11 protein-coding genes are annotated in these 13329 nt (G+C 67.3%); 3 read left to right on the top strand and 8 right to left on the bottom strand.

Annotation, left to right across the window (positions count from 1 at the left end):
- Positions 1-7: 7 nt before the first annotated feature.
- The 4 genes from NJQ99_RS15550 to NJQ99_RS15535 form a co-directional block, all read right to left on the bottom strand.
- Positions 8-1030: a branched-chain amino acid ABC transporter permease gene (locus tag NJQ99_RS15550; protein ID WP_269333791.1), complete on the bottom strand. Its 1023-nt coding sequence runs from the start codon at positions 1028-1030 to the stop codon at positions 8-10.
- On the bottom strand, positions 1023-1742 hold the full coding sequence (locus NJQ99_RS15545; RefSeq protein WP_269333790.1) for an ABC transporter ATP-binding protein: 720 nt from the start codon (positions 1740-1742) through the stop codon (positions 1023-1025). Before NJQ99_RS15545 ends, NJQ99_RS15550 begins: the two co-directional genes overlap by 8 nt.
- Positions 1739-2539, bottom strand: coding sequence for an ABC transporter ATP-binding protein (locus NJQ99_RS15540; RefSeq protein WP_269333789.1), 801 nt, complete (start codon positions 2537-2539; stop codon positions 1739-1741). The genes NJQ99_RS15545 and NJQ99_RS15540 overlap by 4 nt, the downstream gene beginning before the upstream one ends.
- Before the next feature lie 120 nt (positions 2540-2659).
- On the bottom strand, positions 2660-3847 hold the full coding sequence (locus NJQ99_RS15535) for a substrate-binding domain-containing protein (RefSeq protein WP_269333788.1): 1188 nt from the start codon (positions 3845-3847) through the stop codon (positions 2660-2662).
- 231 nt (positions 3848-4078) lie between these two features.
- Here NJQ99_RS15535 and NJQ99_RS15530 point away from each other — a divergent pair, with 231 nt between their 5' ends.
- The 3 genes from NJQ99_RS15530 to NJQ99_RS15520 all read left to right on the top strand — a co-directional run bounded on the left by NJQ99_RS15530 (position 4079) and on the right by NJQ99_RS15520 (position 7749).
- Positions 4079-5515, top strand: coding sequence for an amidase (locus tag NJQ99_RS15530; protein WP_269333787.1), 1437 nt, complete (start codon positions 4079-4081; stop codon positions 5513-5515).
- A gap of 127 nt (positions 5516-5642) precedes the next feature.
- The gene (locus NJQ99_RS15525) at positions 5643-6290 is read left to right on the top strand and encodes a TetR/AcrR family transcriptional regulator (protein WP_269333786.1); all 648 of its coding nucleotides are present in this window, start codon (positions 5643-5645) and stop codon (positions 6288-6290) included.
- A gap of 121 nt (positions 6291-6411) precedes the next feature.
- Positions 6412-7749, top strand: coding sequence for a serine hydrolase domain-containing protein (locus NJQ99_RS15520; RefSeq protein WP_269333785.1), 1338 nt, complete (start codon positions 6412-6414; stop codon positions 7747-7749).
- A gap of 136 nt (positions 7750-7885) precedes the next feature.
- On the opposite strand, the gene NJQ99_RS15515 is transcribed toward NJQ99_RS15520, so the two are convergent.
- From NJQ99_RS15515 to NJQ99_RS15500, 4 genes are all read right to left on the bottom strand, one after another.
- On the bottom strand, positions 7886-8548 hold the full coding sequence (locus NJQ99_RS15515) for a cupin domain-containing protein (protein ID WP_269333784.1): 663 nt from the start codon (positions 8546-8548) through the stop codon (positions 7886-7888).
- Between the two features lie 107 nt (positions 8549-8655).
- On the bottom strand, positions 8656-9063 hold the full coding sequence (locus NJQ99_RS15510; RefSeq protein WP_269333783.1) for a potassium channel family protein: 408 nt from the start codon (positions 9061-9063) through the stop codon (positions 8656-8658).
- The gene (locus NJQ99_RS15505; RefSeq protein WP_269333782.1) at positions 9060-12101 is read right to left on the bottom strand and encodes an efflux RND transporter permease subunit; all 3042 of its coding nucleotides are present in this window, start codon (positions 12099-12101) and stop codon (positions 9060-9062) included. The genes NJQ99_RS15510 and NJQ99_RS15505 overlap by 4 nt, the downstream gene beginning before the upstream one ends.
- Positions 12098-13201, bottom strand: a complete 1104-nt coding sequence (locus NJQ99_RS15500) for an efflux RND transporter periplasmic adaptor subunit (protein WP_269333781.1) — start codon at positions 13199-13201, stop codon at positions 12098-12100. Before NJQ99_RS15500 ends, NJQ99_RS15505 begins: the two co-directional genes overlap by 4 nt.
- Positions 13202-13329 lie beyond the last annotated feature (128 nt).

Below are 13329 nucleotides of genomic sequence, written 5' to 3'. Positions count from 1 at the left end.
CCTCCTCCTATCGCCGGGTCAGCGGGAAAAGGCCGCGCGGACGCCACGAGATGACCGCGACCAGCAGCACGATGGTGGAGGTCATGGCGACCTCCGGCACGAGATAGGCGACATAGTTCGCAACCATCGCCACGAGGATCGCGCTTATGAAACAGCCGCTGATCGAGCCCAGCCCCCCCATGATCACGACGATGAAGGCGAGGATCATCAGTTCGCCGCCGATGTCGGCCGTGAGCGTGCCCCGGTAGAGCACCCACATCACGCCACCGAACCCCGCCAGCGCCGAACCGGCAACGAACAGCCCCACGAACAGACGGCGGATACGGTAGCCGAGCGCCTGGATCATCTCCGGATCCTCGACGCCGGCACGGATCAGCAGACCGAGGCGCGTATGGGTCAGCGACAGGTGCATCAACACAAAGAGGACGGCCCCGAAGACGACTACGAGCAGGCGGTATTTCTCGACGATGGCATCGCCCAGCGGAACCGCACCGCGCAATGTCTCGGGAAGCTGGACCAGTTGCTCCTGCGGACCCCAGATCATCATCACCACCTGCTCGACGATGATCATGCCGCCCATCGTGATGAGGATCTGCTTCAGGTGGTCGCCATAGACCCGGCGCACGATGATCCGCTCGAACAGGAAGCCCAGGGCCGCCGCGCCCGCGGCCGCCACGCAAACCGCCATCAGCAGCGCGGCGAGGTTCTGCGCCAGGCTGTCCGCCATCACGAGGTCGGTCGTGACCGCGAGGATCGTGAACGCCAGGTAGGCCCCGACCGTCACGAAGGCGCCATGACCGAAGTTGAGCACGTCCATCAGGCCGAAGACGAGCGTCAGCCCCGACGCCACGATGAAGATCATCATGCCCATGGCGAGCCCCGCGACCGTCAGCGTCAGCCAGACGCTGGGCGAGCCGATGAGGGCGAGCGCGAGAACGGCAGCCGCCGCGACGACCGCCAGGGGCGCCCAGTCGACCCCGGCCAGCAGGCCGGCCCTTCCCTCCGTCCCGGGCAGGTTCGTGTCAGTCATGGAGCGAAAGTCCCAGATATTTCTGTTGCAGGTCCTGGTCGGCAGCGAGATCGGACATCGCGCCGCGATGCACGGCACGGCCGTCGTCCATGACGACCACCGTGTCGCCCAGGGCGGATGCGAAACCGAAGTTCTGCTCGACCAGAACGACGGTCGTGTTCATCCGCTTCAGTTCGAGGAAGGCGTCGATCATGTCCTCGATGATGGCCGGCGCGATCCCTTTCGTGGGCTCGTCGACCAGAAGAAGCTCGCGCGGCTCGATGATCGCGCGTGCGATCGAGAGCATCTGCTTCTGGCCGCCCGACAGGTTGCCGGCCGCCAGTCCCCAGAATTTCCGCAGCGGCGGGAACAGGCCCAGCACCCAGTCGAGGCGGTCCTTGTCGAAACGCCCCGTGCGCGCCGCCAGCAGCATGTTCTCGCGGACCGTCAGGTCGCCGAAGATGCCCATGCTCTCGGGCACATAGGCGATCCCCGCGCGCGAGATCTCGGAGGTGTCGAGACGCGAGATCTCCGCGTCGCGGAACCGGATCGAGCCGGCGCTCGCCTTCCACAGGCCGAGGATCGTCCTCAGGGTCGTCGTCTTGCCCGCGCCATTTCGCCCGACGATCACCGTGAACGCGCCCTCGGGCACGTCGAAGGTGACGCCCTGCAGGATGTGGTACTGGCCGATGTGCGTGTGGACCTTGTCGAGGCGGAGGATGGGCCCGGTCATCGCACGCCCTCCCGCGCCGCGGCAGCCCGGCCGAGATAGGCCTCGCGCACCACGTCCGAGGCCATGACCTCCGCCGGTTCGCCGTCGCTGACCACGCAGCCGTTGTGCAGCACGACGATGCGGTCGGCGAGCGAGCGGATGACGTCCATCTTGTGCTCGACCAGGAGGACCGTCTTGTCCCCTTGCGCCTTCACCCGCCGGATGAGATCGAGGATGATCGGCACCTCGTCGACGCTCATGCCCGCGGTGGGCTCGTCGAACATGTAGACGTCGGGCTCCATCGCCATGAGAAGCGCCACCTCGAGTTTTCGCTGGTCCCCGTGGCTGAGCGCGGAGGCAGGTGTCGCCGCATGGTGGCCGAGGCCCGCGATCTCGAGGAAGTGCTCGGCCTTGTCGATCAGTTCGACGTGGCTGCTCCAGAGCGCCAGAAAATCGTCTCCCGTGCGGGCGCGGGCCTGCACCGCGAGACGGATGTTCTCCCGCGCACTCAGCCGCGGGAACAGGTTGGTCAACTGGAAGGCGCGCCCGATGCCGCGCTTCGTCCGCTGCGCCACGGTCATGCGGGTGATGTCTTCGCGGTGCAGGTGGACGGTTCCCGATGTCGCGCGCACCTGTCCGGAGATCAGGTTGAAATAGGTGGTCTTTCCAGCCCCGTTCGGTCCGACGATGGCGGTCAGCGTGCCCGCGTTGAAGGCGCACGTCACGTCGCTGACCGCCAGATGGCCCCCGAAGCGAACGGAGAGGCCGACGGTCTCGATGACTGAGTGGCCGGTGCCTGGAGCAGCCTCGGTGTGCATGGACGAGCTTCCCGGTCGCGTGACGAGAACGGCGCACACGGACGACCCGCAGGGCCGGTGCGCAGGCGTGCGAGGGACCGCGGCAGGGAGAGGGTCGCCTCCCTGCCGCGGACAAAGGGCTCAGCGCGTGTTACGGATCGGAATGTCGAACTCCTCAGGCTCGATCTTGCGCACCAGGGTCGGCACGGCCCAGGCGACGCCGTCCCGGTTTTCAAGCCTTGCGTGATACATCGGCATCATCGCCTGATGGTCTTCCGGACGGAACCGCATGGTGCCGCGCGGGGAGGCGAACTCCATGCCCTCCATCGCGGCGATCAGATCCTCGGTCTCCGTCGACTGTGCCTTCTTCAGCCCCGTGACGATGGCCGACGCGGCGGCGAAGCCCTCGACCGTGAAGAAATCCGGAGGCGACCCGAACTGCTTCTGGTGTTCGGCGACCAGCCAGTCGTTCACCGGGTTGTTTTCCAGCTCGTAGTAATAGAACGCACCGCCTTCCATGCCGGGGGCGACCTTGAAGGACTCGAGCTGCGGCAGCGTGAGGACGATCGACGTCAGCTCAAGCCCGTAGCGGTCAGGGCCCCAGTTGGTGATCTTGCCCATGTAGTTCGGCAGGAACCCGAAATAGGCGAACAGCAGCTTGCGCCCCGGCAGCGGCTGCATGGCTTGCCCCAGACGCTCGAGCGCCGGGGTGAGGTCGGCCGCGTTCACCTCGACGAACTCCTCGGCGACGACCTTCGCGCCGTATTTCTTCACGGCCTCCTTGAGGGCCGCCGCCCCGTCGCGCACGAAGGCGTAATCCTCGCCGATGATGCCGATCGAGGTGTTCTCGTCGAGCTTCATCGCCACGGCCTGGGCCTGCATGTCGAAGGAGTTGTTGCGGGACGACTTGAAGATGAAGCGGTTCCAGTCCGCGCCGGTGATGGAGTCGGCAACGGCCGGCGCGACGAGAAGGATCTTCTCGTAGTCGGCAGCGACCGGAAGCATCGCCTTCGTGATACCCGACGAGGTGGAGCCGACGGCGAGGACGGATCCGTCCTCATAGGCTTCGGCCAGAAGCGAGCGGGCGCGGTCGGGCTTCACCGTCGTGTCCTTGCGGATCACCTCGATCTTGCGGCCGAGAACCTCGCCCGTTCCGTCGGTCGCCCATTGAATGCCGAGGTCGAAGCCCCGGTAGACCTGGGTGGCATAGGCCTCCAGCACCGCGCTCCCCGTCGCGTCCTGGATGACCGTGATCTTGATGGGCTCGCTCGCCGTGGCGGCCGTCGCACTGCCCAGCATGATCATTGCCGCTGCTAGAACTCTCTTCATCTCCCACTCCCCTTCCCTGTTCGTGTTCTGGGAATTGCGCGCCTTGTTCCGACTTGCCGTCAGCGCCGCTCTAATGATAAACCTGACATCAGTTTCGGTTTTTGGCAACACTCTTGACGCGCGGCAGCACGCGGGCTGCAGGCTCCCGGAGCCAGGGCACACCGGGCCGCGCAGACCGAAGCCGCCGGAAGCCGCAATGGCGAATGCCACGACATCAGGGAGACTTCGGGGATGATCCAGGAGAGAGACTACATCCGGCACGACGCGCTGGGCCTTGCGGACCTCGTGCGCAGAAAGGAAACGACGCCGGGCGAACTCCTCGACGTGGCGCTGCGCCGTCTCGAACGTCTCAATCCGCAAATCAACGCCGTCATCACGATGTTCGAGGACAAGGCGCGCGCGCAGATCGACGCCGGCGTCGGCACGGGTCCGCTGGCTGGCGTGCCCTTCCTGCTCAAGGATCTGCGCGCCTCCTACAAGGGCGTGCGCAGCACGGCCGGAAATGCCTTCATGGCGGGCGTGCCCGATTTCGACAGCACCGTCACCTCACGCTACAGGGACGCAGGCCTGGTCATGTTCGGAAAGACGAACGTGCCGGAGATGGGGCTGGCGGCGGACACCTACAACACGATGTTCGGGGCCACGATGAACCCCTGGTCGCTGGACCACACCGCGGGAGGGTCGAGCGGCGGCTCCGCGGCCGCCGTCGCCTCGCGCATCGTTCCCGCGGCCCATGCCAGCGACGGTGCCGGATCGACCCGGATCCCGGCGTCCTGCTGCGGGCTCTTTGGGCTGAAGACCTCGAAGAACCGCGTCACCTACGCGCCCGATGTCGGCGAGGAACTGATCGGCATGAGCACGCAGCACGCCTGCACGCTCACCGTGCGCGACAGCGCGGCGATCCTCGATGCCAGCTGCATGCCCGACTATGGCGACCCGTACTGGGCGCCCCCTGCGCCCGACAGCTATCTCGCCCTCGTGGGACGCGATCCGCGTCCCTTGCGCATAGCACTGTGCCTGCGCTCCCCGTTCCCGACCGACGTGGATCCGGAATGCATCGCCGCGACGGAGCAGGCCGCGCGCCTTTGCGAATCGCTGGGCCACACGGTCGAGGAGGCCGACCACGGTCTCGACGCCCAGAAGGACGGGATCGGCTGGGCCACGACGATCATCCTGGGTGTCGGCATGTACGCCAACGTCCAGGTCAAGGCGCGGATGAAGGGCAAGCCGGTCAGCGAGGAAGACTTCCTGCCCGCGATCTGGTCGTTCCTCGAGGCAGGGCGCGAGGCGAGCGGCGCCGACTTCTACCTTGCCTCGCGGACGATGCACGCGGCGGGACGGCGCATGGCCCAGTTCCACGAAAAATACGACATCGTCCTGTCGCCGACGCTGACGAAGCCGCCGCTGCCGCGCAGCGCGTTCGATTACTCCGTCGGGAAGGGCTATCCGGACACCGTCTGGAACTTCTGCGGTTACACGCCGCTCTACAACGCCACCGGCCAGCCCGCGATGACGATGCCGCTTCACTGGACTCAGGACGGCCTTCCCGTCGGCGTACAGTTCGCGGCGCGCTTCGGGGGCGAGGACATCCTGTTCCAGCTCGCCGGACAGATCGAACGTGCCGCACCCTGGATCGACCGGATTCCGGAGATCGCCGCACCGGCATGACGGGACTCGCAAAGCGCGCGACGCCGGAAGAGGCGGATCCTCCGCCGAGGCTGGCGTCGCCACGTTGTTGAAGGCTAAGACGGTGGCAGCAGTTCATCCCCGTGTACCGTCAGAGGCGTATTTGCGCATGCAGGACGAGGCCCCTTTCAGCGACATTCTCAGCGCGGCGGCGGACGAGCCGGGCCTGCGCAAGGGCGAGCGCACGCGCCTGCGCCTGATGGCGGCCACCGCCGGCCTGCTGCAGGAGACCTTCTTTCACAATCTTCGCATCGTCGACATCTGCAGTCACGCCGGCGTCTCGCAAGGCACCTTCTACCTCTATTTCAAGGACAAGATGGACGTCGCCACCGCCACCTTGTCCAGGTTCGCCCATCACGTGTTCGAACTGATGCGCTTGGCGGGGCGCGGACATCCGGACCTGCCGGCGGCAGTTCATGCCACCACGCTCGTCTATGTCCGCCAGTTCCATCTCAACCGCGGCCTGCTGCGCTGCCTCATGCAGATGACCGAGGAATCGGCCCAGTTTGAGGAGATCTACCGCTCGCTCAACGGCACATGGAACCTGCGCACGGCCGAGGCCATCGCGCGGCGGCAGGGCACGAAGGGCGGCGCCACGCCGGAGCAGATCATGACCGTCTACGCCATGGGCGGCATGGTCGACGAGTTCCTTGCCAACCTCTACGTCCGCAACGATCCCGCCCTCGTCGCGCATGCGGGCCCGCCGGAACAGGTCGCCGACCTGCTCTCGAGCCTCTGGATCAGGGCTGTCCTCTGAGCGGCCCGGGGCACCCATGCCCTCGGGGATCCGTTAGCGGTTTGCGTTTCTCCCGCCTCTTGCGCCACCATCAAAAGCGCGATTGCAAGAAACGATGCGAACCTGGCCGGAGGACCGACCAATGCCGCCTGCAAACTCCGGTGCCGCCGCCCTTGGCCTCGGGATCGCGCTGGCGTTCTGCTCGACCGCCGGCGCGGCTGCGCAAACGGCGCCATTGTCCGCGCAGGAGTCCGACCCGCGTGTCATGGGCTGGATGCAGGGCTTCCCGCCGCCGCCCGACAAGCTGATCACCCAGCCGGATTCCAATTATTTCAGCTTCCCGAAACTGCGCTGGTCGGTCTGTCACTTGCGTGAGTTCCTGCCCACCGAGGAGATCGGCCGGGGACTCGGCGCGCCGGTGCCGCTCGACTATCCGACACATGCAGAATTTGCCGATCTTCGCGCCCGTATCGACGCACTCACCTTCATGCCCACGAACGGGACCGAAGAGATGACGTGGGAGGCATCGCTCTACGCCAATTACACCGACGGTATGCTCATCATCCATAAGGGCGAGGTCGTTTACGAGCGCTACTTCGGCTGTCTCGAAGAGGGCGGCAAACATGCCATCATGTCGATGACCAAGTCGATCACCGGCCTTCTGGGCGAGATCCTGGTCGCCGAGGGCGTGCTCGACGACACCCTCCTCGTGCGCGACATCGTCCCCGAAATCGGCGACAGCGCCTTCGCCACCGCGACGGTCCGGCAGGTCATGGACATGACAACGGGCGTTCGGTATTCGGAGAATTATTCCGATCCGAACGCCGACATCTGGCTCTATTCGCGGGCGGCGAGCCCGCTTCCCAAGCCCGAGGGCTATCGGGGCCCGGACGGCTATTGGGAGTATCTCCAGCAGGTGAAGCCCGAGGGCAATCACGGCGACGCCTTCCACTACAAGACGATCAACTCCGACATGCTGGGCTGGGTCATCAGCCGTGTGAGCGGCAAGGCGGTGACCGACCTTGCATCCGAGCGGCTCTGGCGCCCGATGGGTGCCGAGCAGGACGCCTATCAGACCGTGGACGCCAAGGGCGTTCCCTTCGCGGGCGGCGGGATGACGGCGGGCCTGCGCGACCTGGGCCGGCTCGGTCTCCTGATGCTGAACGAAGGGGCTATCAACGGCGAGCGGCTGTTTCCGGCGGCCGTCGTGCAGAAGATCCGGGCGGGCGGCGACCCGTCCAAGTTCAAGGGCTTCCCGACCATTCCGAACGGCAGCTACACCAGCCAGTGGTGGGTGTTCCACAACGATCACGGCGCGTTCGCCGCGCGCGGGGTCCACGGGCAGACGATCTATATCGATCCCGTGGCCCAGATGGTGCTGGTACGCCTTGCCTCGTACCCGCGCGCGCAGAACGGGTTCATCGACCCGACGTCCCTGCCGGCCTACCAGGCGGTGGCGGAGTTCCTGATGGCAAGGTGAAGGGGCCACGGCAGCGGCATGCGGCGATCCGTCGTGAGGCGTGTCGGCGTCTCCATCACCCCCAGGTTTTCATCCCCAGGCGGCCGCTTCGGTTTCAGGATTCGGTACAGGCCGGCGATCGCGGCTTCCGTCTTGGTCATCGGGCGACGTGGCGCAGGTGACCGGTCTTTATCCAGACCTCTGCTCCTTCTGCCCCGGCGGTCCCCCTGAAGGTCGACCCGACCGGAAGCCGCAGCCAGTCCCAATGCCCGAGCATGTCTTCGCCTTCGGTCAGCGTCCCCGCGATGACGAAGGCCTCGAGCCCGCCCGAAGCGTCCAGTGTGCGCGTCGTGCCGGGCGCCCAACGCTCCATGAAGACCTCTTCCCGGACGTCCGTGTGCAGCGGCAGCGTCTCCACACCGTCCGCCGTCGGTTCCCAGTCCGCCGCGCGACTGTCGACCTGGACGTGAGCACGGTCTGCAGGGTCGAACTGGTGCAGTTTCACGAGGATCGTGGTGCCGTCCTGTGCGGCTGGGGTATGCGACGAGGTTGGCGGGTTGCGGACATAGGAACCGGCGGGAAAGTCGCCGTCCTCGTCCTGGAAGGTGCCGTCGAGCACCAGATATTCCTCGCCGCCGTCATGCGTATGCGCCGAGAACGCGCTGCCGGGAGCGAACCGGACGATGGTCGTGGCACGGGCCACCTCGCCACCGATGCGATCGAGCATCTTGCGCTCGACACCCGGAATGGGAGATGCGACCCAGTGGTTCTCATCGAAACGGACAAGCGTGCGTCGGTCGAAGTCTGCGTTCACGCGCATGGCTCTGTCGATCGGCCCCCGTCTATAGCTCCGGTGTCAATGCTAGTGCGGGCAGCGACCGAATAAAGCCTGCCGAGACTGGCGATGACGGAGAATCGCAGGCTCCTTCAGGGATAGATCCTTTGAACGGCGAGGAAGACCATGGCCGTCGTCCATCCGATGATGATCGTGCCATTGGCCCCGGCAAAGGATCCGAGGAGACGCCAGTCCTCGCCGAGCACGAGATCGCCATATCCCACCGTGGTGAATGTGACGGTGGAGAAGTAGAGGGCAGCTTCCAGGCTCTCCATCGCCCCGAGATACATCAACAGCACGGCCCACGCCCAACATTGCACGCAGATCGACAGGAAGAACCACACAACCACCCCGATGATGATCAGGGCCTTTATCGCCTGCGGGTGCCGGCTGGGATCGGCGCGCTGAGGGATCGACGCCGCCGCCAGCATGAAGCTCGCATGTATGATCACGCTGACCGCGATTGCCATCGCGCCGATCAAGAGCTGGCCGAGGATCATGCCGCCCGCGCCTCGTCCCTGAAGAAGACAGCGAACAGCGCAGGGACCACGAGCAGCGTCAGCAGGGTGCCGACGCCCAGCCCGAACATCATGACGATGGTCATGCCGCGCCAAAGCTCACCCCCGAACAGGAAGAGCGGCATGAGGCCGAGGATGGTCGTCAGCGTCGTCATCACGATGGGGCGCAGACGCGCGGCCGACGCCGTGACGAGCGCGGCCTCGAGCGCGCGGCCGGCGCGCCGCTCCTCGTCGATCCGCTTGATCAGCACGATCCCGTTGTTCACGACGATGCCAGCGAGCGACAGGATCCCCAGCATGGCGTTGAAGTCGAGCACGCCGCGCATCAGGTTGAGCCCCAGCGACGCACCGATCAGCACCAGCGGGATCGTCAGCATGATGATCGCGGGCCGCCGGTAGCTGTCGAACTGCCACACGAGCAAGAGAACGATCCCGAGCAGGCAGATGGGCAGGTTCTCCATGAGCGCCGCATTGGCCTCGGCCTTCGCCTGCACCTCGCCGTCAATGTCCCAGTGAACGCCCGCCGGCAGGCCCGCGCTTTCCAGCTTCGGCACGACCTCTGCGAGCAGGCTGGCGGCGGGGAGGCCGGGGTTCACTGCCGAAACCGTGAGCGCGCGTTCCTGCTGATGCCTGCGGATGACCCATGGCTGCAGTTGTCCGCCGAGGTCGGCGATGGCGAGCAGCGGGACCGGCTCGCCCGAGCCGGAGGGCACGGTCACGTCGGCCAGCGCGTCGATGGTGTCCCGGTCCTCTGGCCGGGCGCGCAGCACGACGGGGACCAGCCGGTCGCCTTCCCGCACATCTGTCACCTGGACGCCGTCGAACTGTGCGGCCAGCGTGCGCGCGACGAGCGAGGGGGCGACGTCCGCCTGGCGCGCGCGGGCCTCGTCCACGAGAACATCGAGTTGAAGTACCGGGTTCGCCCAGTCCGACCGGATGTCGCGGGTGCCCTCGATGCCTGCGAACGCCGCCTTCACCTGCCGGCTCGCGGCGAACAGCGTGTCGACGTCATCGCCTAGCAGGCGGATCTCGACCGTTCCGGGCGGTGCGCTGCCGAGGAAGAGCCGCTCGGTCCAGCCGCGCGCCTCCGGCAGGCTGGCGGCCATCCACTCCTCGACCCTCGCGCGGACAGTGCTCACTGCGTCCGGCGTTGTCGTGTTCACGACCGCGAAGGCCACATGGGGGGCGGGATCGAGGGGCGACAGCGCCAGGAAGAAGCGCGGCCCGCCCGAGCCCACGTAGATCACGCTGCCCGCGATCTCCGGATTGGCGTCCACGTCCGCGAGGAACCCCGCAAGCCGGCGCGCGACACGGGCCGTCTCGCCCTCGCTCGAACCGGCGGGAAGCTCGAGGTTGAGCACGAACTGCGCCCGCTCGGACGGCGGCAGCAGCCCCGTCGGCACCCGCGAAAAGCCCGCCGCCGCCGCCACAAAGGCGAGCACGGCGCCGCCAAGGACGAGCCATTTGAACTGGAGCGCACGGGACAGGACACCGGCGTAGAGCGCCTCGCTGCGCGACGGCCCCGCCGCCGCCTGCACGGTCGCACGCCCGAGAAACCGTACGCACAGGAGCGGCGTCACGGTCACGGACAAGAGCCAGCTTGCGAGCAGCGTCAGGATCAGCACCTGGGCCAGCGCGCGCAGGAACTCGCCCGTCGCGTCTTCCGCCAGCATCAGCGGCAGGAAGGCAAGAATCGTGGTCAGCGAGGAGGTGAGAAGCGGAACCGACAGCGAGCGGCTCGCCGCCAGAGCCGCGTCGCGTGGTGGCTCGCCCCCGTCGATCCGCTTCTTGATGTCCTCAGCCATCACGACGCCATTGTCCACCAGGAGCCCCAGCGCGATGATGACCGCGGCGATGGAGATCCGGTGCAGCGGCACGTCCCAGAAGGTCATGCCGACCAGCGCCATCAGCACGCTGAGCGGCACGATGGCGCCCACGATCGCGCCTGCCCGCAGGCCGAGGAAGACGATCACCACCGCAAGCACCGTCACGATGGTCTGGAACAGGTTCTCGGTCGCCTCGGCCACGGATTGCGCGACGATGGGCGGTTGGTGCGTCACGAAGTCGAGCGACAGGCCAACCGGCAGATCGGCGCGCACGTCGCGCAACGCCTGCGCCAGCGCCCGGTCGAACGCCTGGATTGCCCCGCCTTCCGCCATCGCGATGCCGAGGGTGATGGCCTCCTGCCCGTCGTAGAAGACCGGCGTGCGCACCGGATCCTCGTAGCCCCGCCAGAGGTCGGCAAGATCGCGTACCTCGATCAGGCGGCCCGACGGGGTGACGACCGGCACCTCGCCGACGCGCTGCCAGTCGTCGAAGGCGCCGGACGTGGCGATGGCGTAGCGGAACCCCTCCTCCGTCTCCAGCGCGCCGGAGGACAGGATCAGGTTCTGCGCGGCGATCGCGTCGATCACCTGGTCGAGGCTCACGCCCGCGCGCTTGAGCCGCGCGCGGTCGAACTCGATCCAGACCCGCTCCTGCTGCGCGCCGTAGATGTCGACGCGGGCGACGAGCGGCGTCGCGGCCAGCCTGTCGCGCACCTTGCGGGCGACGGCGTGGATCTCCGCAAGCGTGTAGTCCGCCCCGTGCAGCGCGAGTGTCGTCACTGCCACGCGGCCGTAGTCGTCGTTGACCTGCGGGCCGACCGTGCCTTGCGGCAGGCGCGGCGCCAGGTCGTCCATCCGGTCGCGGAGCTTGGACCAGACCGCGCGCACGTCCGTCACAGCCGGCCCCACTTCGACCTTCACCGTGGCTGCGCCCGTCTGCGCCGCGCTGGAGATCGTCTCGACCTCCGGGATGGTGCGCGCGGCTTCCTCGATGGGCTTGACGAGAAGCTGCTCGATCCGCCGTGCCGGCAGTCCGGGAAACTGCGCCGTCACCACCGCCATGCGGATCGTGATCTCGGGGTCCTCCTGGCTCGGATGCTCGAAATAGGCGAGCGTGCCGTAAAGCGCCACGAGCAGGACCGCGGCAAGCGTGAGCCGCCAGCGGTCGATGGCGAACCGGGTGAGCCCGCTCATTCCGGCGGCATCCAGAGCCGTGCGCGCTGGCCGTCTTCCAGCAGCGCGACGCCCGCGACGACGACCCTCTCACCGGGGCTGAGCCCTTCCGTGACAAGGACGCGGTTGCCGCTCACGCCCTCGATCCTGACCTTGCGCAGGGAGAGACGGCCATCGGCCTCGTCGAACACGTAGACGGACGCGGAATCCCCGGCGGTCGGTTCCGATCGCGTGCTGAGGAAGGCCAGCGCCGACAGCGGCACCTCAATCGCAGGCTCGGCGCGTTCGAGCGCGAATGTCACGGCGGCGGACAGGCCGTTTCGCGCGTCCGGCGGCGGGTTCTGCAGGCGCACCCGGACCCGGAACGCCGCCCCGGCCTCGGCCTCCGCCGCGATCTCCGTCACGCGCGCAGGGATCGAACGGTCCTGGTAGGCAGGAAGGCGCACCTCGGCCGGCGTGCCCGGACCGATCTGCCCGACCAATCCCTCGGGCACCAGCACTTCGGCCTCGAGAGCGGCGGTCACGGCGACCTCGTAGACTGGACTGCCCGCGCCCAGTTCCTCGAACGGGTTGGCCAGCAGCGCGGTGACCACGCCGTCGCGCGGCGCGATCAGCGTGCTGCGTTCCAGCCGCTCCTCGGCGCTCGCGAGTTCGGTTTCCGCGACACGCAGTTCGGCCCGCACCGTCGTGACGTCCGCGCTCACCCGGTCGAAGGCGGCGCGCGCAATCAGGTCCCGCTCGAACAGGTGCTTCTTGCGCTGGAACTCCGCTTCGGCTGCCGTGAGACGGCCCCGCGCAGCGGCAAGCCGGGCGCGGGCGGCGTCGATCTGCCGCTGCGCCTCCGCCGGGTCGAGGCGCGCCACCGTGTCGCCTGCCTTCATGGCCTCGCCCTCTCGAAGCGGCGCCTCGAGCAGCCGCCCCGCCACCGGGAACCCGAGGCGCATCGTCTCCGCCGTCACCAGCACGCCGGGGAAGACCCGCCGCTCGGCCGGCGCACCGTCAGCGACCGTGATCGTCTTCACGGCACGAACAGGTTCGGGAGAGGCGGTCTGCTGCGCCTCGTCGCAACCATAGAGAGCGAACGCCGCGAGCAGCGAAAACGTGAGTGGAGAGCATCTCATGCAGCCGGTTCCTCAAATCCACGCCCGTCGCGTCCTTATCGGTACGCTCGTCGCCACGCCACAGATCGAACAAGACCTCAGAAAGGCCCCGAATTATCACAACCATACCGGGAGTAGCGACAGGGAAG

The sequence above is a fragment of the Futiania mangrovi genome (genome assembly GCF_024158125.1).
GTDB classification, from domain to species: Bacteria; Pseudomonadota; Alphaproteobacteria; order Futianiales; family Futianiaceae; genus Futiania; species Futiania mangrovi.
The sequence above is the reverse complement of the archived record's forward strand: the minus strand, read 5'-3'. Positions and strand labels throughout refer to the sequence as shown.